This window comes from Nocardioides marmorisolisilvae, from assembly GCF_003725775.1.
GTDB lineage: Bacteria > Actinomycetota > Actinomycetes > Propionibacteriales > Nocardioidaceae > Marmoricola > Marmoricola marmorisolisilvae.
Window position 1 is genome coordinate 958400 of sequence record NZ_RJSG01000002.1, and the last position, 23803, is coordinate 982202.

Consider the following 23803-nt stretch of genomic DNA (forward strand, 5'->3'; position numbering starts at 1 on the left):
GCCCTTGGTGATTCTGCGGATGAACTGAAGCATGGTGGTTCCTTCCCCTGGGAACTCGAAGGTCTTGAAATAGGCAGCGCCAGTCTGGCACCGAACCACCTGCTGTGAACACTGGACGAAACGGACCGAAAATTGCGAATGCCGGCCAGGTACGCCTGGCCGGCATTCGATACGAACTAGTTCAGCAGGTAGCGGCGCTGTTGTAGGTGCCGCTCACGCCGGAGCTGACCTTGCCGCAGGTCTTGCTGAAGACGTCCTTGATGACACCGCCGAAGATGAACACGACGGCGACGATCAGCGCGGCGATGCCGGCGACCAGCAGGCCGTACTCAACAGCGGACGCGCCGTCCTCGGTGCGACCCTTGGTGATCCTGCGGATGAACTCAAGCATGGTGGTTCCTTCCCCTTGGGAACTCGAAGGCTTGCCAGTGCCTTTCACTGGCAACTGAAACTCTCTCACTTCAACATCAGCCGCACATCGGATGTCCGGTTTGTCTGAAGTAGTCCGTTTAGGCTATCTAGCCCGCCCGGAGTGGTTCAGCAGGTTGCTGCGCTGTTGTAGGTGCCGCTCACGCCGGAGCTGACCTTGCCGCAGGTCTTGCTGAACGTGTCCTTGATGACGCCGCCGAAGATGAACACGATGGCGACGATCAGCGCCGCGATACCGGCGACCAGCAGGCCGTACTCAACGGCGGAGGCGCCGTCCTCGTCGCGACGGACCAGGTTCTGGATGTGCTGAAGCATGTGGATGTACCCCCAGGATGCGTGGTTGTGGCAGCCGGAAACGGCAGACACGTCACCCTCGCACGGGCAGCGTGTCGCTACATCGGGTCCTTGGCCGTAGACGAGTGGCCATTTGGGACTAGTCGGGAACCAGAACGGGGGAGAAAGCCGGGCGCCGACCGGAAGTTATCCGGTCGGCGCCCGTTTTGCTTGCTTTGTCAGCAGGTTGCGGTGCTGTCGTACGTACCGGTCACGCCGGAGCTGACCTTGCCGCACGTCTTGCTGAACGCGTCCTTGATGACGCCGCCGAAGATGAAGACGATCGCCACGATCAGCGCGGCGATGCCGGCGACCAGGAGGCCGTACTCGACGGCAGATGCGCCGTCCTGGTCGCGCTTGGCGGTGATGGTGCGGATGAACTCGAGCATGAGGGTTCCTTCCCCTGTGGAACTCTGGAGCGGCCCGGCTGGACGCCCACTTTGCAGTATGTCCGGTTTAGTACGAATCGTGCCATCGGCTGGTGTGTCGTTTTGGCCTAGTTCTTTCGGACTAGACCGGGGTGGTCAGCGCGGCGGGCTGGACGTGTCGATCAGCCCGGCACGCATGGCCGCGACCAGGGCCTGGGCCCGGTTCGCCGCGCCCAGCTTCTCGTAGACCTTGGCGATGTGCGTCTTCGCGGTCGACTCGCTGATGTAGAGCTTCGCGGCGATCGCGGCCACGCCGAGTCCGTCCGCCAGCAGGTCGAGCACCTGACGCTCGCGGTCCGAGAGGCGCGGCGAGCTGGACGACATCCGCCGCATCATCGCCTCGGGCAGGCCGGCGCAGGTGAAGCTGAGCGGGGCCACGGCGGCGTGGCGGGCGGCGGCGACCACCTCGGTGCTGGGTGCGTCCTTGCCGACGAAGGCGGAGGCGCCGGCATCCATCGCGGCGAAGATCTGCTCGTCCCCGGCGTACATCGTCAGCACGACCAGGCCGACGTCCTTGCGTTCCTTGCGCAGCGCCCGGACCAGGTCCAGCCCGGAGCCGTCGGGCAGCTGGAGGTCGACGACCAGCACGTCCGGCTGGGTCGAGGTGGCCAGCGCGAGGCCGTCGGCGATCGTGCCTGCCTGCCCGGCCACGGTGAACGACTCGTCGCGGGTGAACGCCCCCGCGAGGCCGTGGCGGATCAGCTCGTGGTCGTCGACGAGCAGTACCGAGGTGGTCATGGTCCCTCCTTGGGGATCAGGGTAGTCAACAGGAGGCCTTTCGCGTGGTCAGTCCAGGCGCAACGAGATCCGTGTCCCGCGGCCGGCGTTGGCGGGCGAGACGACCGACAGGCTGGCGCCTGCGCGGTCGGCGCGCTCCTGCATGATCCGGAGCCCGTGCGAGTCGTCGCGAGGTGAGCCGAGGCCGTCGCCGTCGTCGATGACGTCGATCTCGGCGCGCGGTGGGTGCACGCGGCAGTTCACCCACAAGTTCTCGGCTCCGGAGTGCCGGCGCGCGTTGTTGATCGCCTCCTGGGTGATCCGGAGCAGTTCGGCCTCGACGCGGGGGCGCAACCGAGTCGCGGACTCGTCCAGGGTGACGTGCACCGTGAGTGGGCTGTGCGAGCCGATATGGCGGGCGAAGGTGGCGATGCTCTGCCCGAGGCCCTGTCCGGCCGCCGGCTCGTTGCGCAGGTCGAAGACGGAGTTCCGCAGCTCGGCCACCACGCGGGTGACCTCGCGTCGAAGGACCGCGACGTCGCGTTGCTGGTCGTCGGTGGTCGCGGACGCGGCCAGGTTGTCGACCAGGTACCCCAACGACGCCACATCCTGGGCAACGCCGTCGTGGACCTCGCGGGCCAAACGGTGCCGCTCCTCGCTGGTAGCGGACTCGCGCACGCTGGAGAACAGCAGCGCGGCGTTGAGCCGTAGCGTGGCCGGTTCCAGCTTGGCGCTGACCTGGTCCAGCGTCCGGCTGTCGGGCATGCTCGCGCACTCGACGAGGATCACGGCCACCCGCTCGGTCTCGGTCGCCATCGGCAGTGCGACCCGGGCTCCGCCGATCACCGGTCTCCGGGTCTGCCAGGCGCGGTGCAGGAGCTGTTCGGCGTCGTCGATCGGGAACCCCATCGCTCCGTGGGCGAACCGCAGCGGCGTGAACGCACTGCCGTGCCGGACCACCACGACCGCCTGCCGCACCATGACATCCTCGGCGACGATGTCGACGGCCTGGTCTGCCAGGTCGACCGGGTCAAGACCAGAGGTCAGCTTCCCGGACAGCGCGTGCAGCTGCCGGATCAGATCGAGGGCACTGCGGTACGACGAGTCGGAGGTGCCGCGGCGCACGTTCTGGCCGGTGAACGAGCCGAGCAGCCCGAGGCCCAACCCGGTGGTCAGCCAGGTGACCGCGCTGCCCGCCAGGTCGCTGTTGTACATGTCGAGGGTCAGCCACCCGTACGCCGCCATCGCCAGCGCTTCGCCTAGCAGCACCAGACTGACCCAGCGGACGCCTCCGGCGATGCCCGCGATCAGAGCCGGCGTCGCCAGGTACGGTAGCGCGGCCTCGTGGGCGGGGAACGCGGCGATCGCAGCGACGCCTGTCAGGGCACCCTCGAGCACGGCCAGCATCCGCTCGGGCAGCAACCGGCTCAGCGAGATCGCCTCGGCGCCGATCGCGATCACGCTGACGTACCAGACGCCCTCCACCGAGAGGTCGCTCACCAGAGCCGTGGAGACGATGACGGCCAGGGTGAAGACCCTGGCCGCGATCGTCACACGTCGGAGATCGTTCACTTCACCGTGCCGGTGAAGCTGTCCATGATCGAGATGCCGGCCGGCCCGAGGACCGCGATGAACAGGCAGGGCAGGATGCAGAAGATCAGCGGCACCAGGATCTTGACCGGCACCTTCTGGGCCATCTCCTCAGCCCACTGGCGACGCTTGACCCGGATCTCCGAGGACTGCACCCGGAGCACTTGGCCGACGGGGATACCGAAGGCGTCGGCCTGCACCATCGCGCTCACGAAGGCGCGCAGGTCGGGCAGGTTCGTGCGGTCTGCCATCGAGCGCAGCGCATCGGTGCGGCCACGACCGATCTGCATCTCCTGGAGCATGCGGGCGAACTCGTCGGCAAGGGGGCCATCCGTGTTGCGGGCCACCTGCGCGACCGCTGCGTCGAACCCGAGGCCTGACTCGACCGAGATGGTGAGCAGGTCGATCGCGTCCGGCAGAGCCTTCTGCAGCTGCGCCGAGCGGTCGTACGCCTTCTGGTACAGGTAGAGGTTCGGTGCCATGTAGCCGGCGACCGAGGCCAGCACCACGAAGCCGAGCGTGGGCAAGAACGACAGCCCCATCGCGAGCGAGAGGACGAGCGAGACCAGCAGAGCGGCGAAGAATCCAACGACCTTGCCGGCACTGACCCGGTCAGCGGTCCAGCCCCCCGGGTTTCCGGCCAGCTCGAGCTTGGTGTGGATCCGTTCGTTGGCGTCCGCCGGGGTGAGCCGTCGTCCCAGGCCCTGGGCACTGGCCAGCAGCGGGAGCAGCACCCGGTCGGCGAACGGGGCGTCGAGCTCCTTCTTCATCTCCTTCGGAGCCGAGGTGAGCGCCTCGAGAACCGCCATCGAGCGGTTGACGCCGGTCTGCTCGTTCGGGCCGGTAGCCAGGGCCAGGATGATGATGAGGATCGCGGCGAAGATCAGCACGATCCCCGCAAGCATGATTCCGGTGGTCATCTCACACCTCCACCTTTGCGACCTTGGTCATCCAGAAGATGCCCACGGACAGCAGGATCGCCATGCCGGCGCACATCAGCCAGCCGATCGGGGTCGTGTACATCGGGTTCACGTAGTCCGGCTTCGTCAGCGACAGGTAGATGAGGAAGCCCGGCGGAAGGCCGCCGAGGATCCAGCAGGAGAGCCGTCCTTCTGCCGACAGCGCCCGCACGTGGCGGCGGATGTACTCGCGCTCGCGCAGGGTGTTGGCCACGTTGTTGAGCAGCTCGGCCAGGTTTCCGCCGACCTCGCGCTGGATCCGGATCGCCATCACGACCCACTTGAAGTCCTGGCTCTGCATCCGGATCGCGATGCCCTCCAGGGCGTCCTCGAGCGGCACGCCCAGGCGGCTCTCGACGATCACCCGACGGAACTCCCCGGTGATCGGCTCGACACCCTCGCGGACGATGGTGTCCATCGACTGCGCCAGCGAGAGACCGGCCGAGAGACTGCCCGACATCAGCTGCAGCGTGTCCGCCAATCCTGCGTCGAAAGCGGCAAGACGTCGAGACTGTTTGATGGTCAGGTAGACCCAGGGGCCGATGGCACCGAGCAGCAGCAACAGCAGCATCGCGAACGGGTTGCCCCCGCTCAGCAGCAGGCCGAGCATCGCGGCGAAGAAGGCGATGCCGATGTGCAGCAGCAGCCACTCGGACGACTTGAGCGCCATGCCGGCACCCTCGAGCTTGTCGGCGATACGCGCCTCGAAGGTGGTGTTCGAGGCGAGCACGTTCTCCGCGGCAGCGCGGGCCTGGGCACCGAGGGAGACCTGCTCCACCTGTGCCTGGACCTGCGCCTTGCTCACCCGGCTGGTCTCGGCGGAGGCGCTGTAGACCTGCATCTGCTCGGAGATGCTTGCCCGCTTCTCCGGCTTGCTGGACCCGATCAGGGCGCCGATCAGTCCGAGCGCGCCCAGGCCGATCGCGCCCAGGGCGCCGTAGACGACCGGTTTCGGGATGTTCAGGCTGTTCGAGTCGGCCGGGATGATCTTGGAGTTGTCGACCGGCTTGGTCGTCGGCGCGGTGCTGTCCTTGACGACGAAGAAGCCCGACGCGCTGTGCGTCGTCCCCCCGGAGTCGAGGCTGACCTCGACGGTGGCGTCCTTGGCCTGCTGGTCAGCCGGCACCGTCGCGGTCACCGCGATCTGGCGGGCGAGCGCGTCGGCCTCGCTGGAGAACGCGTCCTCGAGCGAGGCGGAGTCCGCGGCGATCACCTTTCCGCCGCCGGCGTCCGCCATCTGCTGGAGTGCAGCCGGTGCCTGCGCGCCCTGCTCCAGGGAGACGACATCGAGCTTGACCTTCGACTTCTTGATGGCCGAGATCACCGGCGGCAGCGTTGTCTTGGTGCTGTCCTCGCCGTCCGAGAGCACCAGCACCTGGTGCAGACCCTCGTCGGTCCCGGTGGCGTCGATCGCCGCGGTGACGCCCTGGTAGAGGGCGGTGTTGCTGGTCAGGGTCAGACCGTTGATCAGTGCCTTCGACGCGTCCCGGTCGAGGCTCGGGGGCTGGCGGACGTCGACGGTGTTGCTGAACGTGACGATGCCGACCTTCACGTTGGCCGGAACGGTGTCGAGGTAGGTGAGGGCCGCCGCCTTGGCCGCTGCGATCCGCTCGCCCTTCATGCTCCCCGAGGTGTCGATCGCGAGCACGGTGGTGCGCTTGACCTCGCTCTGGGTCGCCGCCAGGGCCGCGGTCGCGTCGGTCGGCTGGCCGTCGATGGTCACCTTGACCGAGCCCAGGTCGACGTCGTTGTCACCGGGGACGGTGACCAGCAGCTGGAGGCCGGCCTTGGTGAGCTCGGTGTGGTCGATGGTCGCGTCGTCGGCGCCGTACGCCGCACCAGCGAGTACGGCGAACGAGGCCGCCAGTGCCGCCGCGAACCCGGCCGCGACACGGGTCAGGCCCCTGGTCACGACGTCTCCGGGACGAAGATCCGCGGGTCGACGGTGACGTTCGCGAACGCCATCTTCTCCAGGAACTTGGGCCGGAGTCCGGTCGCCTTGAGCGAACCGAGACTGCGGCCGTCGGCGTCGAACCCGGCGCTGTTGTCGAAGAGGAACACGTCCTGGAGGGTGATCACGTCGCCCTCCATCCGCTCCACCTCGGTCACGTGGGTGATCCGACGGGTGCCGTCCTTGAGACGGGCCTGGTGCACGATCAGGTCGATCGCCGAGGCCACCTGCTCGCGGATCGCGCGCATCGGCAGGTCCATGCCGGCCATCATCACCATGGTCTCGATGCGGGCCAGGGTGTCGCGCGGACCGTTGGAGTGGACCGTGGTGATGGAGCCGTCGTGACCGGTGTTCATCGCCTGGAGCATGTCGAGCGCCGAGGCGTCACGGACCTCACCGACGACGATGCGGTCCGGCCGCATGCGCAGCGAGTTCTTGACCAGGTCGCGGATGCTGACCTCGCCCTTGCCCTCGATGTTCGAGGGCCGGGACTCCAGGCGGACCACGTGGTCCTGCTTGAGCTGGAGCTCGGCGGCGTCCTCGATGGTGACGATGCGCTCGTCGGACGGGATGAACGAGGAGAGCACGTTCAGCGTGGTGGTCTTACCGGCACCGGTACCGCCGGAGACGATCACGTTCAGTCGACCGCGGACGCAGGCGTCGAGGAAGTCCGCAGTCTTGCGCGACAGCGTGCCGAAGTCGATGAGGTGCTCAGCGGTCAGCGGGTCGCGGGAGAACTTCCGGATGGTCAGGTTGCTGCCGTCGATCGCCAGCGGCGGGACCACGGCGTTGACACGGCTGCCGTCGGGCAGGCGCGCGTCCACCATCGGGGAGGCCTCGTCGATCCGGCGCCCGATCCGGGACACGATCTTGTCGATCGTGCGGCGCAGGTGCGCCTCGTCGTTGAAGGTGCCGTCCACGCGGACCAGGCGACCCTTGCGCTCGAGCCAGATGTCGAACGGTCCGTTGACCATGACCTCGGCGACGCTGTCGTCACGCAGGTAGGGCTCCAGCGGTCCGTAGCCGAGGATGTCGTCGGCGATCTCTTGGGTGATCCGCTGACGGTCGTTGCTGGTCAGCGGCCGGTCGGTCGAGGCGATCACGTCGGCGAGCGCCTGGCGGACCATCGACTCCAGCTCGCCGGCGCTCAGGTTCGCGTCGTACAGCTTCGGTCCGAGCTGCACGAGGAGCTCCTCGTGCACGCTCTCCTTCAGGTCGTCGAACCGACCCTTGACCGGCTTCGTGCGTGGTGCTCCGGTGATGGAACGTGATTGGCCAGGAGTCTGCACGGGCTGGGACTGTCCCTGCTGGCCCGTACGGGCGCCCGGCGCCTGCGGGGCAGTGGTCCCGACGCTGGGCGGCGGCGGAGCCGCCGGGGGAGTGCTGGGCGGCGCAGCCGGCGGGTTGCCGCTGGGCGGCGGAGGCGCGGCAGCAGCGGCCGCCGGGGCCTGCACGGTCTCAGCGGGGCGGGCCGGCGCTGCCGGCGTGCCTGCTCCTTGGCCCGGGGCTGCTCCCTCTGCAGCTCCGACGTTGCCCTCTGCGTCTCCCGGCCCCCCGGCCGTGTTCCGCATCAGCTCTGCGAGTCGATCCGAGAAATCGCTCATGCTCCCACCCCCACGTTATTTCCTGCGTCGACCGAAGAGTCCGCGCTTGGAGTCGTCCTCGACGGCCGTCGGCGCCACCGCGTTCTTCGCGGCAACGATGTCCTTCTTGCCCGCGCTCAGGTCCTGGGCCAGCTTGATCAGCGCGCGGCTGACGGGGTGGTCCGGGCGGCTGAGCACGATCGGACGCCCGTGGTTGGTCGCGTTCGCGACGGCGAAGGCCGACGGAAGCGCGGTCTTCACGGGCATCTTGAGCAGGCTCTCGACGTTGCTGGGCGAGAGGCCCACCTCGTCGTCGGCCCGGTTGAGCAGCAGGTGCCGGTGTCCGGCGACCAGGTTGAGCGAGTCGAGCGTCTCCAGCGCGACCTTGACGTTCTTCACGGTCGGCACGTCCAGCGTGGCGACCAGGATGCACTCGTCGGTCTCGTCGAAGGCGTGCAGCACCTGGTCGTCGAACGACGGCGAGGTGTCGACGAGGATGTAGTCGAAGTGCTGGCGCAGGATCCGCAGCACCCGGCGGATGAGGGCGGGGGAGACCCGGTCCTTGCCCTCGGGGTGCGTCGGAGCGGCCAGGATCGAGCAGTTCTCGTGCCGGGTCAGCAGCGTCTCGAGCAGGCTGAAGTCCAGGTGCTCCTCGGCGTCGACGGCCTCGGCGATGGTGTGCTCCGGGATCAGCTGCAGCGTGATCGCGACGTCACCGAAGGCGAGGTCCAGGTCGACGATGCAGACCCGGGCCGCACCGCTTCCCGAGAGCGCGACCGCGAGGTTCACCGCGACGGTGGTCTTGCCGACCCCGCCCTTCGGCGAGAAGACGGTGATGACGGTGCCGTCCCTGTCGCCGCTGGGAGCGGCCGGGCCCCGGATCGCTTCCCAGGTCTGACGGCAGCGGTCCACCGCCGCCGCCATGCCCTCGACGTCGTTGGCGGCCACCACGGCCGGGATGCCTGCTCGCATCGCGGTCTGGAACACGTCGGCGGTCAGCTCGTGCCGGAGGAGCACGATGCCGGTCGTCGGGTGGTCGAACCTCAGCCGCTCAGCCACCGCGACCGCGTCCGCGAGCTGGGTGTTCGGCCCCAGCACCACGGCGTACTCGCCGTCCTGGTGAGCCAGCCAGTTGTCCAGCTGGGGGACCGTCCCGACGACCTGCGTGCCCGCGGGCAAGCCGGCCGCGAGCGCGTTCGCCCAAGCAGCGTCGTTCTCGACGAGGACTGGCATGTGGCTCCCTTTCGTGAGTGGCGTTGACTACTGGCCGTCGAACAGGTTGCCCGCGCTGGCGCCGTTGTTCGGCTTCACGATCGAGTCGTCGTTGAGGAGACCGAACGCGAGCTCACCGCCACCGGAACCACCGCTGCTCGCGTACAGGATCTTCTGCGCCTGTGCCTGTGTCACGCCCAGCGTGAACAGCGTACGGGGGAGCTGCTCAGTCGTCTGGGCTCCGGTGCTGTCGGTCGTGGTCGTGGACACCACCGTGGTGGTGCCGACGGCGATCACCTCGATGTTGTTGAGCAGCAGCTTGGTCGCCGACGGGCTGGTCAGGAAGATCGCCACCTTGTCGCCCGGGTTCACGAACCCGGCGACGCGGGCGGTGTCGGTCAGGTTGATCGAGACCGCGATGTCGCCCTTGGGAATGGTGAGTGCGTTGGTCGACGCGGCGTTCGTGCCGAACTTGCCCGCGATGATCTGCTCGCCCGGGTAGATGTTCGTCTGGGCGATCTGGGTCTCGATGCCCTGGAGCGAGGTCAGCGCCCCGGGGAGCAGCGATCCCTTGGAGACGTTGCCGACCTCGATCTTGCCGGCGGCCTGCGCCTGGGCAACGGTCTCGCCGACGTTGATCTGCTTGACGGCGGTCAGCACCTGCACCGCGTCGTACTTGTCCTCTGCTCGCTTGTCGGCACCCTGGACGTAGAAGAACACCAACGCCGTGCCCAACGCGGCGACAACCGCCGCGACAACAATAAGAATTCTCCTGCGGTCCATGCCGAGGCCTTCCCTTCAGTGGCGCTCCCCCTGCGGCCCACGGATTCCCGACTGTTACTCGGAACCCCAGGCCCGCCGCGCGAGCACCGAAGTGATCTCCCAGCACACCCTCCGGTGCTGGTGCACGGGAAACTCTGCCCGATAGTCCACCCGCGCGCAGCACAGACGGCAACACATGACCCAGTTGTCACTCAAGAAGTAGCCCAAACGGACTATTTGTCTGGAATGTCTTTTTTGCACACCCAGGTTCCCAGGACTGCTGACTAGCCCACTGGTCTGTACCAGTTGCGTCAGCGGGTATAGAGCGCTTCGACCTCGTCGACGTTCTCCCGCATCACCACGTTGCGCTTGAGCTTGAGGCTCGGGGTGAGCTGTCCGCCCTCCTCGGTCCACTCGCCCGGGAGCACCGCGAACTTGCGGATCGACTCGGCCTGGGACACCGCCTTGTTGGCGTCGTCGACTGCGCCCTGGATCTCCTCGAGCAGGTCGGGGTCGTCGAGCAGCTTGGCGATGTCGGTCGGCTTGCCGTGCTGCTCGGCCCAGCTCGGCACGGTCTCGCGGTCGAGGGTGACCAGGGCGCCGATGAACGGCCGGCCGTCCCCGACGACCATGCACTGGTCGACCAGCAGGTGCCCGCGCAGCCGGTCCTCGAGGACCGCAGGGGCGACGTTCTTGCCGCCGGCGGTCACCAGGATCTCCTTCTTCCGGCCGGTGATCCGGACGAAGCCCTCGTCGTCGATCTCGCCGACGTCGCCGGTGTGGAACCAGCCCTCGGCGTCGCGAGCCTGCGCGGTCGCCTCGTCGTTGTGCCAGTACCCGGCGAACACCTGACCTCCGCGGAAGAGCAGCTCGCCGTCGTCGGCGACGCGGACCGCGGTGCCCTGGACCGGGCGGCCGACGGTGCCCACCTTCTGCGCGTCGGGCAGGTTCACGGTCAGAGCCGCGGTCGTCTCGGTCAGCCCGTAGCCCTCGAGCACGTTGACGCCGATGCCCCGGTAGAAGTGGCCGAGACGGTCACCCAGCGGCGCACCGCCGGAGACGGCGTACTGGCAGCGACCGCCGAGCGCCTCACGCAGCTTGGCGTAGACGAGCTTGTCGAAGATGGCGTGCTGGGTACGGACGACCACGCTGGTCTTCCCGGTCTCCTGGCTGCGCGACCAGGCCATCGCCACCTCGGCCGCGCGATTGAAGATCCGGCCCTTGCCGTCGGCGACCGCGCGCTGCGAGGCGGTGTTGAACACCTTCTCGAAGACCCGGGGGACCGCCAGGATGAAGGTGGGCTTGAAGGCGGCGAAGTCGTCGAGCAGGTGCCGGATGTCGGCCGAGTGCCCCATCCGGACGCGCGCCTTCACGCACCCGACCTGGATGATCCGGGCGAAGACGTGGGCCAACGGCAGGAAGAGCAGCGTCGCCGCTCCCTCGTCGTCACCGTCGGGCACGAACAGCGTGTCCAGCTCGTCGATGGCCACGCCCAGCTCGAACATGAAGTTGCCGTGGGTGAGCATGCAGCCCTTGGGGCGTCCGGTCGTCCCGGAGGTGTAGATCAGCGTCGCCAGGGCGCCCGGGCCGGTCGCCGTACGCCGCTCCTCGAGGGTCTCGTCGGTGATCTCCTCGCCGAGCGTGGTCAGTACCGCGACCGCGTTGTCCTCGATCGACCAGACGTGGTGCACCTCGGGGAGCCGCTCGCGGATCTCCTTGAGCCGACCGGTGTGCTCCGGGGTCTCGGCGATCACCGCCCGTGCACCGGAGTCGGACAGGATCCACTCGATCTGCTCGGCACTTGAGGTCTCGTAGATCGGCACCGTGGCGGCGCCCGCGAACCAGATCGCGTAGTCGAACAGGGTCCACTCGTAGCGGGTGCGCGAGAGCAGGGCGACCCGGTCGCCCGGTTCCACGCCGGCCGAGACCAGGCCCTTCGCCACGGCGCGGACCTCCGCCAGGAACTCGGCGGCGGTCACGTCGCTCCACCCGGTGCCGGACCTGCGTGAGAACACGACCGCAGCGGGGTGCTCGACCCCGTTGCTGACCACGTCGTCGGTCAGGTTCCCGGTCTCCGGGATCTGCACCTGCAGGGGGGTGGAGTACTCGCGCACGCTGCTCCTCGTCCTAGGGGGCGTTCCCGGGCGGTGTGAACGCGGTGTGATCTGCTGCTCACCCGGCACCTGCACGGTACTAGGGGCCCTCTTCCATCGGATAGCCTCGCATCCATGCCCGAACAGACCACGTCGAGCATCGTCATCGATGCCACTCCGGCCCAGGTGATGGCGGTCATCCTCGACTTCCCGGCCTACCCGGCCTGGGCCCAGGGGATGAAGTCGGCCGAGGTCACCGCGACCGACGGCGAGGGTCGTGCCGAGCGGGTCCACTTCGAGCTCGAGGCGACTCCGATCAAGGACTCGTACACGCTCGCCTACACCTACGTCGGCACCGACACCCTGCGGTGGACGCTGGCCGAGGGCAAGATGCTGCGGGCGATGGAGGGCTCCTACGACCTGGCCGCCGGCCCGTCGGGGACGACGGTGACCTACCACCTGTCCGTCGACGTCGCGATCCCGATGATCGGCATGCTGCGCCGCAAGGCCGAGAAGGTCATCATCGACACCGCTCTCAAGGGCTTGAAGAAGCGCGTCGAGTCGCTGGGCTGATCGCGTATGAGCGTGCGGATCATCCTGTTCACCGGCAAGGGCGGGGTCGGCAAGACGACCTCCGCGGCCGGTACGGCGACCCTGGCCGCCCGGCGCGGTGAGCGCACGCTGGTGCTCTCCACCGACGCCGCGCACTCGCTCGGCGACGCGTTCAACCACCCGATCGGTCCCGAGCCGACCCTGGTCGCGGAGAACCTCTGGGTGCACCAGGTCGACGCCCAGCGGCGTTTCGAGCGTTCGTGGGGTGACATCCAGGGGTACCTGATGTCGGTGCTGGACGCCGCCGGGGTCGACCCGATCACCGCCGAGGAGCTCACCGTCATCCCCGGTGCGGAGGAGGTGCTCGCGCTTCTCGAGCTCCGCAACCACGCGCTCTCCGGCGAGTGGGACGTGATCGTCGTCGATTGCGCCCCGACCGCGGAGACCCTGCGCCTGCTCGCACTGCCCGAGGCGCTGAACTGGTACATGTCCCGGATGTTCGGGGTGCAGCGCAAGGTGATGCGCGCACTGCGCCCGGTGCTCACCCGGGCCGCCGGTGTCCCGATGCCCGAGGACTCGGTCTTCGACGCGGTCGAGCGGTTGCACGGCGAGCTGGAGGAGATCCAGCAGATCCTCACAGACAAGGACGCCAGCGTCCGGCTGGTGCTGACCCCCGAGGCCGTCGTGGTCGCCGAGGCGCGGCGCTCCCTGACCACCTTGTCGCTCTACGGCTACCGGGTCGACGGCGTGATCGCGAACCGGGTGTTCCCGGCCGAGGGCGGTGACGCCTGGCGCGAGGCCTGGGTCAGCGCCCAGGAGCACGTCCTCGCCGAGGTGCGCCAGTCCTTCGTAGACCTCCCGATCTGGATGTCGTCGTACCAGCCCGGCGAGCCGATGGGCGCCGAGGCGCTGGCTGCCTTCGCCGAGGCGGCGTACGGCGACAGCGACCCGCTCGCCATCCCGACCGGCGAGGGGCCGATGACGATCACCCGGACCGCGACCGGCGCGGTGCTGCGGATCGCGCTGCCGTTCGCGGCCAAGGAGGACGTCGACCTGGCCCGCCACGGGGACGAGCTGGTCGTCACGGTCGGGTCCTACCGGCGGTTGCTGGCCCTGCCCGCTGCGCTGACGCGGCACACTGTCACCGGTGCGCGGGTCGAAGCCGGATCACTCCAGGTGAAGTTCCGCAGCGACCTCGACGAGACGAACCAGGAGCAGGTGTGAGCGACGACGACCTCGGCACCGGGCCTCGCGGGCCCCTGCCCCCGAACGAGGGTCCGCACGGCGAACCCATCGGCAGTGTCGGGGAAGAGGCCGCGAAGCTGTTCACCGCCCTGTCCGGGTGGGCGAAGGACCAGGGCGCCCAGGGCGCCGACTCTGCTGCCGGCGCGGCGTTCGCGTTCGGCGACCTGCTCAAGGACGTCAACGACCACATCGCGACCGGGGGACAGGACTGCAAGTACTGCCCGGTGTGCCAGCTGATCTCGGCGGTGCGGGCGACCAGTCCCGAGGTGAAGGCGCACCTGACCGTCGCCGCGAGCTCGCTGATGCACGCCGCTGCCGGGGTGCTGGCCACCCAGGTGCCCGACGACAAGAAGGCCGGACCGGTCGAGAAGATCAACCTCGACGACGACGAGGGCTGGGACGAGTCGTGAGTCTCACCGTTGGAATCGACATCGGCGGGACGAAGATCGCCGGCGGGATCGTGGACGAGAGCGGCAAGGTCGTCGCGGAGACCCGCCGGGACTCTCCGGCCGACCACGTCGACGCGATCACCGACGCGGTGGTCGACATCGTCGAGGAGTTCCGTCGTGAGCACCCGGTCGTGGCCGTCGGCGTCGCTGCGGCCGGCTTCCTGGACCGCGAGCGCGACACCGTGATGTTCGCGCCCAACCTCGCCTGGCGCGACGCCCCGCTGCGCAGCATGGTGAAGAAGCGCGTTCAGCTGCCCACCGTGCTGGAGAACGACGCGAACGCCGCTGCCTGGGCCGAGTACCGCTTCGGTGCCGGCCGTGACGCGCGCACCCTGGCCCTGGTCGCCTCCGGAACCGGGATCGGCGGCGGCCTGGTCATCGACGGACGCCTGTTCCTGGGCGGGTTCGGCGTCGGCGCCGAGTTCGGTCACATGCGGGTCGTCCCGAACGGCCGACGCTGCAACTGCGGGCTGAACGGCTGCTGGGAGGCCTACGGCTCCGGCACCGGGCTGACCGCCCGTGCCCGTGAGCTCGTCACCGAGGACCCGGCTGGAGCCCCGGTCCTGGTCGAGCTGTCCGGCGGTGACATCGACGCGATCGACGGTCGGATGGTGACCGAGGCCGCCGAGCGTGGCGATGCCGCTGCGAAGCAGTGCTTCGTCGAGCTGGCCCGCTGGCTCGGCGAGGGCATGGCCAGCTTGTCCGCGGTGCTCGACCCCGACGTGTTCGTCGTCGGCGGTGGTGTCGCCGAGTCTCCCGAGCTCGACCTGCAGCTGGTCATCGACGCGTTCGGGCCGGCCGAGAGCGGGTCCGGGCACCGGCCCGCACCCGCGATCCGGCTGGCCGAGCTCGGCAACAGCGCCGGCTTGATCGGAGCCGCCGACCTGGCCCGGGTCCAGGCCTAGCGCCGACATGCACGGCGCCTGGCCGCGTTGTCGTCGGTCGACGTCCGCTCCGCGAGCTCCGCAGAAGGACGCCTTCCCTCCTCCGCCTTGCCATGCACCGCGCCTGCCGACGCTAGCGCGCTAGCGCCTGCGGTACTCCGGCACCAGCTCGCCCGCGAGCTGCTCGAGGAACAGCCCGACGTCGGTGACGATGCCGCGCGCCTGCGAGGACCCGCGGTCGGCGAGCTTGGTCACCGTGGCCGGGTTGATGTCGACGCAGACCAGCGGGATCGAGGCGGGCAGGATGTTCCCGGTCGCGACCGAGTGCAGCATCGTGGCCACCATCAGGCAGAAGCCGACGTCGGTGAGCTCGGCACGCATCGCCCGCTGGCCGTCGATCACGTCGGTGTAGACGTCGGGCAGCGGTCCGTCGTCGCGGACCGAGCCGACCAGGACGAACCGCTTCTCCGCCTTCACCAGCGCGTGCATGATGCCGCCGGTCAGCACACCCGTCTCGACGGCGTCGCGGATCGAGCCCGCCTTGCGGATCGTGTTGATCGCCCGGATGTGGTGCTCGTGCCCGTGCTCGACACCCTGGCCCTGGGCGAGGTCGATGCCGAGCGAGGTGCCGTACAGCGCGGATTCGATGTCGTGGGTGGCCAGGGCGTTGCCGGCGAAGAGCACGTCCACGAACCCGGCGTCGACCATCGCGACCATCGCCGGCGCTGCGCCGGTGTGCACCACGCCCGGGCCGCCGACCCAGAGGACCTTCTTGCCGGCGGCCTTGGCCTCGCGCATGCCGTCGGCGACCTGGCGGACGAGCACCGCCTGGGGCTTCTCGCTGGACACGTCGGACTCCATGAAGCCGAACCCGCCGCTCTCGGCGACCACCGGTACGTCGACCCGGATGCCGGACGCGCCGCAGACGACCTTCATCCCGGCCTTCACGTCGGCCATCGGCAGCGTGTGGATCCGGGGCGAGCCGTCGGCGTCGTCGACGATGAGGCCGCAGTCCATCTCCGGGTTCTGCACCGGCAACCAGACCTGGTCGAGCCGCACCTGGGTCTCCAGATTGGTGCTGGAGTAGAAGCCGTCCGGGAAGACCCCGTCCTGAGCGGCGACCGCCACCTCGGCCGTGCCCGGGTCGACCTGGTTCACCCCGCGTGTCTGCAGCCGCATGAGCAGTCGTTGCAGCGCGGCGTCGTCGGCCGCCGAGACCTTCAGTCGGGCGTGCGAGATGTCGTCCTTGTCGTGCCCGAGGTCGAAGTTCTCCACGACGTAGTCGCCGCCGTACTCGCGGATGTCGTCGAGGACCCGGGAGAGGATCCCGGAGTCCATCAGGTGACCGCTGATCTGGACCGTCTCGACTGCCTGCACGCTGCTCCTCCGCTGGGGGACCGGGGTGATCAGAGAACGGCGCCGTCGTCCCAGCCGGCGTCCGGATCCTTCGGGCCGCTCATCGTCGCCACCAGGTAGCCGAAGCCACCGACGAACCAGGCGAGGAACAGCAGGCTCAGCATGGACGGTAGCGAGAGGTTCACCATGATGCAGAGCAGGACGATCGCGGGCACGCCGAACAGGCCGAACCAGGCCAGGGCGCGCAGGCCGTGCGGGCGCTGCAGCGGGGGAGGCGGCGGCGGGACGTAGCCGTCTTCGGCGTCCTCGTACGCGAGCTCGGGAGGCAGCTCGACCACGTGCTCCTCGACCGGTGCGACGTAGGCAGCCTCCTCGGGGAACTCAGGTCGCTCGCCGTAGGAGTCGACGAAGGCCTGCCAGTCCGCGTCCTCGCGGGCCCGGCGGGCCTCCTCCTCGCGCGAGCTCATCCGGTCACCTTGCGGATGAACTCCGCGGACTCGGAGAAGATCTGCTCGGCGTCGTTGTCCAGCGTGGCCACGTGGTAGCTCTCGGTGAGCACCCGCTCCGAGGCGTCGGTCGAGGAGATCGACGACAGGATGATCCGGGCCGACGACGGGTCGACGACGTGGTCGTCGGCCGAGCGGAACAGCAGTACCGGTGCCGTCACCTTGGGCAGGTCGGCACGGATCTGCTTCCACGCCTCGAGCATCGAGGCCAGCGGCTTGAGCGGCGTCTTCGGGTAGGCGTGCTCGACCACGCCCTCCTTCTTGATGTCGTTGCCGATCGCCGGGAACGCCTTCACCAGGTGCTTCATCACCGGGAGCAGGAGCAGCTGCTTGTTCGTGCTGGCCACTGCCGGGTTCACCATGATCAGACCGGCGATCTCCTCGGCGCGCCGCTCGGCCAGGGTCAGCGTCAAGCAGCCACCCATCGAGAGGCCGCCGACCACGACGGCGTCGGTGCGGGCCTTGAGGGTCTCGAACTCGCGCTCGAGGGCGGCGTAGTAGTCGTCGTACCGGGTGGGCACCATGTCCTGCCAGGTGGTGCCGTGACCGGGCAGGCAGGGCACCGCGACGGCGAAGCCCTGGTCCGCGAGGTAGCGGCCCCACGGCACGATCGAGGCGGGCGAACCGGTGAAGCCGTGGCTGAGCAGGACACCGATCCGTCGTCCGTCCGGACCAGGAACTCCGTCGGTGTAGAGGGTCCCGTGAGGCGATGCTGCGTGCGGGGCGTTCGTCACACGAGCCATCGTTTCACGCGACCCCAGGACGGGCTAGGGTTCGGGTGTCCCCAGAGGTGGTCCAGCCAAGATCGAGGGAGGTGGCGGGCGTTGTTCTACTGGTTCCTGAAGTTCATCGCGATCGGGCCGTTGCTCAAGATCTTCTTCCGGCCTCAGTCGGAGGGAGTCGAGAACGTCCCGCTGGAGGGCCCGGCGATCCTGGCTAGCAACCACCTCTCCTACGCCGACTGGCTGTTCATGCCGCTGACGGTTCCGCGCCGGGTCACCTTCGTGGCCAAGGCGGAGTACTTCACCAGCCCCGGCATCAAGGGCTGGCTGCAGAAGCAGTTCTTCTCCGGGTCCGGCCAGGTGCCGATCGACCGCTCCGGCGCCTCGGCAGCCGAGGGAGCGATCGTGACCGCGAAGCGGCTGCTCGCCGACGGTGACCTGTTCGGCATCTACCCCGAGGGCACCCGCTCGCACGACGGAAAGCTCTACCGCGGCAAGACCGGCGTCGCCCGGCTCGCCCTGGAGACCGGCGTCCCGGTGATCCCGGTGGCCGTCGTCGGTACCGACGTGGTGGCGCCTCCGGGCAAGAAGTTCGGCTCGTTCACCCGCCCCGTGGTCCGGTTCGGCAAGCCGCTCGACTTCGAGCGCTACGAGGGCCTGGAGAACGACCGCTACATCCTGCGCTCGGTCACCGACGAGATCATGTACGAGATCATGCGGCTCTCCGGCCAGGAGTACGTCGACATGTACGCCACCCGGGCCAAGGACGAGCAGAAGAAGGCTGACGCCGCTGCTCGGGCGGCCGAGCGGGCTGCCGCCGCCGAGGCGGCCCAGGACACCGACGCAGCGGGCGGTTCTGCCGAGCCGAAGGCTTCCTGAGCGGTGTCCGAGGCGGCCGGCACGGCCGTGGTCAGCACGCTGCTGCGTGCGCTGGCCGTGCTCCGGTTCGTGGTCCTCGCCAACACCGTCGTGCTTTATGCACAGCACCACGGCCGCTACCCGCACGCGACGGCCGGTGCCTGGATCCTCGGGGCGATCGGCATCTGGACCGTGGTCGCGGTCAAGGCGTACGACGTCCCGCGCCTGCGGCGCTGGCCGCTGCTGCTGACCGACCTCGCCGTCGCCGCCGGGGCGATCGCGGTGACGCCGTACGTCAAGGGTGACCACTTCACCGGGACCCTGCCGGGGTTCTGGGTGATGGGCCCGTTGCTGGCCCTCGCGGTCTGCTGGAAGCTGCCCGGCGGTCTGGTGGGCGCGCTGGTCGTCAGCGGTTTCGACCTGGGGACCCGGGGTGAGTTCGACCAGTCGCGGTGGCGCGACGTGTTCCTGCTCCTGCTCGGCGGCGTCGTGGTCGGGTTCGTCTCCGGGCTGCTCGAGCGGATGGCTGTTGAGCGTGATCGCGCCGAGCGGTCCGCAGCGGCGGCGGAGGAACGCCAGCGGCTCGGACGGGTCGTCCACGACGGGGTGCTCCAGGTGCTCGCCCTCGTTCAGCGCCGTGGAGCCGAGATCGGAGGGGAGACCGCCGAGCTCGGCCGGCTGGCCGGCGAGCAGGAGGTCGCGCTCCGGGCGTACGTGCAGAGCACCGTCCCCGTCGCCGATGCCCTGGACCCCGCGGTCCGGGTCGACCTCGGAGCGGCGCTCTCCGCCCTGTCCACGACGTCGGTCAGCGTCGCCGTACCGGGCACCCGGGTGGAGCTCGGCGCTCACGCCGGTGCCGAGGTGACCGCTGCCGTCGCGGCGTGCCTGTCCAACGTCCGGCACCACGTCGGGGCGGGCGCACCCGCCTGGGTGCTGCTCGAGGACCTCGGCGACCGCGTGGTCGTCTCGGTGCGCGACCAGGGCCCCGGCATCCCGGCGGGCCGTCTCGAGCAGGCCTCGGCCGAGGGCCGGATGGGCGTCTCCGGTTCGATCCGCGGTCGCATCGAGTCGCTCGGGGGCTCCGCCGAGCTGGCCTCGCTGCCGTCGGGCACCGAGTGGGAGCTCACCGTCCCGAAGGACCGTCCGTGACGATCCACTCCGAGCACCCGTTCACCGAGCCGCCCGACCCGGTACGCCGCTTCCGCGGCCGCATCGGGGGTGCCGTGTCGCTCTGGACCTCGGGTGCCGAGTCGGCACGAGCCGGGCTGACGGTCTCCTCGCTGATGGTCGCCAACGGGGACCCGGCAGCGGTCGTCGGTCTGCTCGACCCGGACTCGGACCTGCACGCCGCGCTCGTCTCGACCGGCCGGGGCGTCGTCCAGCTGCTGAACGCCGCGGACCGCGAGCTCGCGGACGCTTTCGGCGGAGTCGCGCCCGCACCCGGTGGCGCCTTCCGGATCGGCACCTGGGAGCAGACCGCAGCCGGACCTGCGCTCCTCGGTCGCACCCGCGCCGAGGTCCGCTACGTCGAGTCGCGGGAGGTCGGCTGGTCGGCGCTCGTGGTCGCCGAGATCGAGGCCATCCACCTCGAGGCGGACTCGCGCCCGCTCGAGCACCGACGCGGCCGCTACCTGCACCCCCGGAGCGGTGACGGTCGGTAAGGTCGCCGCATGAGCGCAGCGGACGCCGGAGAACGCCCGGAAGAACGCTCCGAGATCCGGGTGATGGTCGTCGACGACCACCCGATGTGGCGCGAGGGCGTCGAGCGCGACCTTGCCGAGGCCGGCTTCACCGTGGTGGCCAGCGCCGGAACCGGAGCGGACGCGCTGGCCCGGTTCCCCGCGAGCCGGCCGAACGTGGTGGTGCTCGACCTGCAGATCCCCGAGCCGAACGGGGTCGCGGTCACCGCGCAGATGGTGCAGCAGGACCCGGCCGTGAAGGTGCTGATCCTCTCCGCCAGCGGCGAGCAGGCGGACGTGCTCGAGGCGGTCAAGGCCGGCGCGATCGGGTACCTGGTGAAGTCGGCGTCGAAGGCCGAGCTGATCGACGCGGTGGCGCGGACCGCGGTCGGGGACGCGGTCTTCACCCCGGGCCTGGCGGCCCTGGTGCTGGGGGAGTACCGCCGGCTGAACGACGAGCCCGAGCCGGCCCGCGAGGAGTCCCAGCTGACCGAGCGCGAGACCGAGGTGCTGCGGCTGGTCGCCAAGGGCTTGTCGTACAAGGACATCGCCGAGCGGCTGTTCATCTCCCACCGGACCGTGCAGAACCACGTGCAGAACACCCTGCGCAAGCTCCAGCTGCACAATCGGGTACACCTGGTCCGTTATGCGATGGAGCAGGGGCTCGACGACGGGACGCCAGAAAGTTGAGCCCGTTCGGTTGAGATCTTCCCCGGGAAGAACCGGGGTACCGGTAGCGTTGGGACCAGCAAGACAGAGAGGGGACCGCAGATGGTGCTGTTTCGCCGGCAACTCGGTGACGTGCTGCGCAGCGAGCGCATGCGTCGCGGCATGACCCTGCGCGAGCTCTCCTCCGAGGCACGGGTCAGCCTGGGCTACATCTCCGAGATCGAGCGCGGGCAGAAGGAGGCCTCCTCCGAGCTGCTCGCCTCGCTGTGCGACGCCCTCGAGGTTCCGCTCTCCGAGGTTCTGCGTGAGGTGAGCGACACCGTCGCCGCCGAGGAGCGGGTGCTCAGCGGGATCCCGGTCGACATCGCGCCCACGCGCGGCGGCGACGTCGTCGCCTCTGCCGCCTGACGGCTCAGACGCAGGGTCCCTGGCCTGCCAGTCGCAGGCCTTCGCGGTCTCCCGGCCCCAGGGTCGTCCGACCGATGTTGTGCACGTACATCAGCTCCCCGGGGGAGTTCACGTGCGCGAGCCCGAAGACGTGCCCGAACTCGTGCAGCAGGATCGCCACCTCCTCACCGTGGTCGCCGGCCCGGTCCAGCCGGTCGTACTCGTCGCGGGAGAGCGCGATCGTTCCCGAGGCCAGGTGCTCGTTGCCGTTGGCACCCTCGATGACGAAGCTGCCGCCCAGCCCCGCGACGTCGTCGGTGAGTGCGGCGATCGCGTTCCCGTCCTGCCAGGAGACGGCCACCGGGTCGTCGGGCCGGATCGGCGCGGCCTTGAAGTTCCAGTTCGGCGCGTGCCCGCCGAAGGGCCCGACCACGACGATGTCCAGACCGGTCGCGCCGCGCATCACCTCGGCGGCCTCCTTCACGAGCTCGACCGCGTTCGACGGACCGTTCGCCGGGTAGACCGCCACCTGCACGGGTTTGCACGAGCTGTACGTGACGGGGTGGCCGTTGGCCGACTCCAGGAACGCATAGGCGGGGGCCGGGTCGCCGATGCTGAGCAGGGATCGCCCGCCGACGATCGCCAGCACGGCTGCCATCGAGACGATCAGTGGTCCCCAAGCCCTGAGCCGGCCCCGGGCAGGATCGGGTGCCGCCTGACGCGGTGCGAGGAGCGCGGTCCGCGGGTCGTCGGGCACCACGACCTGGGTCATCTCGGCCGCGAACGCGACCGGCTCCCCGCCGAGCCCTCGCTGCCTCAGGTCGCGCAGGATCTTGGCGTACTCCTCCTGGCTGACGCCGAGCTCGTCGGCGGTCGGGAGGGTGTGCTCGTCCATGGCCCGAGAACAGTAAGCGGGCCGGGAGGCCTGGCGCAGGCGATCAGGCGACGCCGGTGGCGTTCTCCAGCGCGGCCAGCTCGGCATCGAGGTAGGTCAGCAACCGCTGCAGGTGCGGCACCGTACGTCGGCACCCGGTGAGCCCGAAGCACATGTCGTCGGCGTAGCTGTTGCAGGTGATGTTCAGCGCCATGCCCTGCATCGGCACCGAGACCGGGTAGGTGCCGGTCAGCCGGGCTCCGTTGAGGTACTGGACCGAGCGTGGGCCGGGGACGTTGGAGATGATCAGGTTGAACGGCGGGCGGATGATGCCGTTGAGCCGGAGCATCGGGATCGCCAGGGACGGCGCCATCCCGAGGGCGCTCATCGCGACGATCTGGTTCGGCGTCATCGACTCCAGCGCTTCCTTGCCGGCCTTCATCGACGCGTTGATCGCCGCCAGCCGCTCGGCCGGGTCGGCGAGGTCGGTCGCGAGCTTGACCATCACCGACCCGACGGCGTTGCCACCACCGCCGGACTCCGACTCGGCGCTGCGGGACTTCAGCCCGACCGGCACCATCGAGACGAGCGAGGCATCGGGAAGGCGGTTCAGCTCGAGCAGGTAGTTGCGCACCGCTCCGCCGCACATCGCCAGCACCACGTCGTTCAGGGTGGTCCGGCTGGCCTTCGAGACGGCCCGGATCCTCTCCAGCGGCCAGTCGTCGGCGGCGAACCGGCGCGAGCCGGTGATGTTGACGTTGAACATCGACTTCGGCGCGTAGAACGACAGTGCCGAGGCCTCGTTGCGCACGCCCTTGGTGAGTGTCTTGATCAGCGCGGCCGGCATCCCGGCTGCGTCGGCGGTCAGGCCCATCGCGGTGCGGAAGGCATCCATCGGCACCTCGGTCAGGGGGGCCTCGGCCTCGCGGACCTTCTTCTTGCGCAGCGCGCGAGCATCGAACGGCAACGGCATGTTGCGCCGGTCCTCGTCGGTGGTCAGCACGTTCTGCAGCAGCTTCATCGCCGAGATGCCGTCGACCAGGGCGTGGTGCATCTTCGTGTAGAGGGCGACCCGGCCGTCGGCGAGGCCCTCGATGATGTGTGCCTCCCACAGCGGCCGCTCGCGGGCCAGCATCTGTCCGTGCAAGCGCGAGACCAGCTCCAGGAGCTCGCGGATCCGGCCCGGCTCGGGCAGCGCGCTGTGCCGCACGTGGTGCTCCACGTCGAAGTCGGTGTCCTCGGTCCACGACCACCGGCCGAGAGCCCCGAGGGTGCGCACCGGGCGCTTGAGGAACAGCGGGGCGAACTCCGCGGTGTCCAGGGCTGACTCGTACATCTCCCGCGCGAAGCTCGGCCCCGCGTCGGCCGGCTTCTCGAACAGCTGGAGGCCGGCGACGTGCATCGGCTGGTTGCGGTTCTCGGCGAGGAGGAACCCGAGCGAGGTCGGGTCGATGGGAGTGGCCACGGGCCGATCCTCGCGGTCGGGGCCCTGTTTGTGAAGGACGCACAGCCCGAGCCGACGAATTGGTTCCACGGAACGATGGGACCGGGCGCTCCGCGGAGTA

25 protein-coding genes are annotated in these 23803 nt (G+C 69.4%); 9 read left to right on the forward strand and 16 right to left on the reverse strand.

Annotated features, from left to right (window positions below; all coding sequences use genetic code 11):
* Positions 1–181: 181 nt before the first annotated feature.
* The 11 genes from EFL95_RS08555 to EFL95_RS08605 all read right to left on the reverse strand — a co-directional run bounded on the left by EFL95_RS08555 (position 182) and on the right by EFL95_RS08605 (position 12078).
* Positions 182–391 (reverse strand): Flp family type IVb pilin, encoded by a 210-nt coding sequence (locus EFL95_RS08555; RefSeq protein WP_123233581.1) that lies wholly within the window; start codon positions 389–391, stop codon positions 182–184.
* A 146-nt stretch (positions 392–537) separates the two neighbouring features.
* Positions 538–795, reverse strand: a complete 258-nt coding sequence (locus tag EFL95_RS08560) for a Flp family type IVb pilin (protein ID WP_246004862.1) — start codon at positions 793–795, stop codon at positions 538–540.
* Positions 796–941: 146 nt separating this feature from the next.
* Entirely contained in the window at positions 942–1151 is a 210-nt protein-coding gene (locus tag EFL95_RS08565; protein ID WP_123233583.1) for a Flp family type IVb pilin, read from the reverse strand.
* A 135-nt stretch (positions 1152–1286) separates the two neighbouring features.
* The gene (locus tag EFL95_RS08570; protein ID WP_123233584.1) at positions 1287–1928 is read right to left on the reverse strand and encodes a response regulator transcription factor; all 642 of its coding nucleotides are present in this window, start codon (positions 1926–1928) and stop codon (positions 1287–1289) included.
* A gap of 48 nt (positions 1929–1976) precedes the next feature.
* Positions 1977–3461, reverse strand: coding sequence for a sensor histidine kinase (locus EFL95_RS08575; RefSeq protein ID WP_123233585.1), 1485 nt, complete (start codon positions 3459–3461; stop codon positions 1977–1979).
* Between the two features lie 14 nt (positions 3462–3475).
* Positions 3476–4417: a type II secretion system F family protein gene (locus tag EFL95_RS08580; RefSeq protein ID WP_123233586.1), complete on the reverse strand. Its 942-nt coding sequence runs from the start codon at positions 4415–4417 to the stop codon at positions 3476–3478.
* 1 nt (position 4418) lies between these two features.
* Complete coding sequence (locus EFL95_RS08585) at positions 4419–6368, reverse strand: type II secretion system F family protein (protein ID WP_123233587.1); 1950 nt, start codon at positions 6366–6368, stop codon at positions 4419–4421.
* Positions 6365–8011, reverse strand: coding sequence for a TadA family conjugal transfer-associated ATPase (locus tag EFL95_RS08590; RefSeq protein ID WP_246004863.1), 1647 nt, complete (start codon positions 8009–8011; stop codon positions 6365–6367). Before EFL95_RS08590 ends, EFL95_RS08585 begins: the two co-directional genes overlap by 4 nt.
* A gap of 15 nt (positions 8012–8026) precedes the next feature.
* Entirely contained in the window at positions 8027–9223 is a 1197-nt protein-coding gene (locus tag EFL95_RS08595; protein ID WP_123233588.1) for a CpaE/TadZ family protein, read from the reverse strand.
* A 27-nt stretch (positions 9224–9250) separates the two neighbouring features.
* A complete protein-coding gene (gene cpaB, locus EFL95_RS08600) occupies positions 9251–9985 on the reverse strand; it encodes a Flp pilus assembly protein CpaB (RefSeq protein ID WP_123233589.1) in 735 nt (244 codons plus the stop codon).
* A 290-nt stretch (positions 9986–10275) separates the two neighbouring features.
* The gene (locus EFL95_RS08605; RefSeq protein WP_123233590.1) at positions 10276–12078 is read right to left on the reverse strand and encodes an AMP-dependent synthetase/ligase; all 1803 of its coding nucleotides are present in this window, start codon (positions 12076–12078) and stop codon (positions 10276–10278) included.
* Positions 12079–12192: 114 nt separating this feature from the next.
* Here EFL95_RS08605 and EFL95_RS08610 point away from each other — a divergent pair, with 114 nt between their 5' ends.
* The 4 genes from EFL95_RS08610 to EFL95_RS08625 are packed head-to-tail and all read left to right on the forward strand — an operon-like array spanning position 12193 to position 15208.
* Positions 12193–12630, forward strand: a complete 438-nt coding sequence (locus EFL95_RS08610; RefSeq protein WP_123233591.1) for an SRPBCC family protein — start codon at positions 12193–12195, stop codon at positions 12628–12630.
* A 6-nt stretch (positions 12631–12636) separates the two neighbouring features.
* The gene (locus EFL95_RS08615; protein WP_425463958.1) at positions 12637–13833 is read left to right on the forward strand and encodes an ArsA family ATPase; all 1197 of its coding nucleotides are present in this window, start codon (positions 12637–12639) and stop codon (positions 13831–13833) included.
* Positions 13830–14264: a hypothetical protein gene (locus EFL95_RS08620; protein ID WP_123233592.1), complete on the forward strand. Its 435-nt coding sequence runs from the start codon at positions 13830–13832 to the stop codon at positions 14262–14264. Before EFL95_RS08615 ends, EFL95_RS08620 begins: the two co-directional genes overlap by 4 nt.
* Positions 14261–15208: an ROK family glucokinase gene (locus EFL95_RS08625; RefSeq protein ID WP_123233593.1), complete on the forward strand. Its 948-nt coding sequence runs from the start codon at positions 14261–14263 to the stop codon at positions 15206–15208. The genes EFL95_RS08620 and EFL95_RS08625 overlap by 4 nt, the downstream gene beginning before the upstream one ends.
* Before the next feature lie 120 nt (positions 15209–15328).
* On the opposite strand, the gene EFL95_RS08630 is transcribed toward EFL95_RS08625, so the two are convergent.
* The 3 genes from EFL95_RS08630 to EFL95_RS08640 are packed head-to-tail and all read right to left on the reverse strand — an operon-like array spanning position 15329 to position 17792.
* Positions 15329–16564 (reverse strand): ornithine cyclodeaminase, nickel-pincer nucleotide-dependent, encoded by a 1236-nt coding sequence (locus EFL95_RS08630; protein ID WP_123233594.1) that lies wholly within the window; start codon positions 16562–16564, stop codon positions 15329–15331.
* Between the two features lie 29 nt (positions 16565–16593).
* Positions 16594–17010 (reverse strand): hypothetical protein, encoded by a 417-nt coding sequence (locus EFL95_RS08635; RefSeq protein ID WP_123233595.1) that lies wholly within the window; start codon positions 17008–17010, stop codon positions 16594–16596.
* Positions 17007–17792, reverse strand: a complete 786-nt coding sequence (locus tag EFL95_RS08640) for an alpha/beta hydrolase (protein WP_123233596.1) — start codon at positions 17790–17792, stop codon at positions 17007–17009. The genes EFL95_RS08635 and EFL95_RS08640 overlap by 4 nt, the downstream gene beginning before the upstream one ends.
* Before the next feature lie 81 nt (positions 17793–17873).
* Here EFL95_RS08640 and EFL95_RS08645 point away from each other — a divergent pair, with 81 nt between their 5' ends.
* The 5 genes from EFL95_RS08645 (at position 17874) to EFL95_RS08665 (ending at position 21385) form a co-directional block, all read left to right on the forward strand.
* The gene (locus tag EFL95_RS08645; protein ID WP_123233597.1) at positions 17874–18650 is read left to right on the forward strand and encodes a lysophospholipid acyltransferase family protein; all 777 of its coding nucleotides are present in this window, start codon (positions 17874–17876) and stop codon (positions 18648–18650) included.
* A gap of 3 nt (positions 18651–18653) precedes the next feature.
* A complete protein-coding gene (macS, locus tag EFL95_RS08650) occupies positions 18654–19778 on the forward strand; it encodes a MacS family sensor histidine kinase (RefSeq protein ID WP_123233598.1) in 1125 nt (374 codons plus the stop codon).
* On the forward strand, positions 19775–20290 hold the full coding sequence (locus EFL95_RS08655; RefSeq protein WP_123233599.1) for a flavin reductase family protein: 516 nt from the start codon (positions 19775–19777) through the stop codon (positions 20288–20290). Before macS ends, EFL95_RS08655 begins: the two co-directional genes overlap by 4 nt.
* A gap of 9 nt (positions 20291–20299) precedes the next feature.
* Positions 20300–20998 carry a response regulator gene (locus tag EFL95_RS08660; protein WP_123233600.1) on the forward strand — a complete coding sequence of 233 codons (699 nt, stop codon included), beginning with the start codon at positions 20300–20302 and terminating at the stop codon, positions 20996–20998.
* Positions 20999–21079: 81 nt separating this feature from the next.
* Entirely contained in the window at positions 21080–21385 is a 306-nt protein-coding gene (locus tag EFL95_RS08665; RefSeq protein ID WP_123233601.1) for a helix-turn-helix domain-containing protein, read from the forward strand.
* A gap of 4 nt (positions 21386–21389) precedes the next feature.
* Here the strand turns inward: EFL95_RS08665 and EFL95_RS08670 are convergent, their stop codons facing one another.
* Together EFL95_RS08670 and EFL95_RS08675 are read right to left on the reverse strand one after the other, a co-directional pair.
* Positions 21390–22259, reverse strand: a complete 870-nt coding sequence (locus EFL95_RS08670) for a matrixin family metalloprotease (protein ID WP_123233602.1) — start codon at positions 22257–22259, stop codon at positions 21390–21392.
* A gap of 43 nt (positions 22260–22302) precedes the next feature.
* Positions 22303–23703, reverse strand: a complete 1401-nt coding sequence (locus tag EFL95_RS08675) for a WS/DGAT/MGAT family O-acyltransferase (RefSeq protein WP_123233603.1) — start codon at positions 23701–23703, stop codon at positions 22303–22305.
* Positions 23704–23803: the final 100 nt, after the last annotated feature.

Excerpts from the sequence above, each read along its gene's own strand:
- EFL95_RS08640 (WP_123233596.1), bottom strand. The coding sequence starts at position 17,792 with ATGGCTCGTGTGACGAACGCCCCGCACGCAGCATCGCCTCACGGGACC.
- EFL95_RS08635 (WP_123233595.1), bottom strand. The coding sequence starts at position 17,010 with ATGAGCTCGCGCGAGGAGGAGGCCCGCCGGGCCCGCGAGGACGCGGAC.
- EFL95_RS08610 (WP_123233591.1), top strand. The coding sequence starts at position 12,193 with ATGCCCGAACAGACCACGTCGAGCATCGTCATCGATGCCACTCCGGCC.
- EFL95_RS08665 (WP_123233601.1), top strand. The coding sequence starts at position 21,080 with ATGGTGCTGTTTCGCCGGCAACTCGGTGACGTGCTGCGCAGCGAGCGC.
- EFL95_RS08580 (WP_123233586.1), bottom strand. The coding sequence starts at position 4,417 with ATGACCACCGGAATCATGCTTGCGGGGATCGTGCTGATCTTCGCCGCG.
- EFL95_RS08565 (WP_123233583.1), bottom strand. The coding sequence starts at position 1,151 with ATGCTCGAGTTCATCCGCACCATCACCGCCAAGCGCGACCAGGACGGC.
- EFL95_RS08570 (WP_123233584.1), bottom strand. The coding sequence starts at position 1,928 with ATGACCACCTCGGTACTGCTCGTCGACGACCACGAGCTGATCCGCCAC.
- EFL95_RS08590 (WP_246004863.1), bottom strand. The coding sequence starts at position 8,011 with ATGAGCGATTTCTCGGATCGACTCGCAGAGCTGATGCGGAACACGGCC.
- EFL95_RS08615 (WP_425463958.1), top strand. The coding sequence starts at position 12,637 with ATGAGCGTGCGGATCATCCTGTTCACCGGCAAGGGCGGGGTCGGCAAG.
- cpaB (WP_123233589.1), bottom strand. The coding sequence starts at position 9,985 with ATGGACCGCAGGAGAATTCTTATTGTTGTCGCGGCGGTTGTCGCCGCG.
- EFL95_RS08660 (WP_123233600.1), top strand. The coding sequence starts at position 20,300 with ATGAGCGCAGCGGACGCCGGAGAACGCCCGGAAGAACGCTCCGAGATC.
- EFL95_RS08555 (WP_123233581.1), bottom strand. The coding sequence starts at position 391 with ATGCTTGAGTTCATCCGCAGGATCACCAAGGGTCGCACCGAGGACGGC.
- EFL95_RS08670 (WP_123233602.1), bottom strand. The coding sequence starts at position 22,259 with ATGGACGAGCACACCCTCCCGACCGCCGACGAGCTCGGCGTCAGCCAG.
- EFL95_RS08595 (WP_123233588.1), bottom strand. The coding sequence starts at position 9,223 with ATGCCAGTCCTCGTCGAGAACGACGCTGCTTGGGCGAACGCGCTCGCG.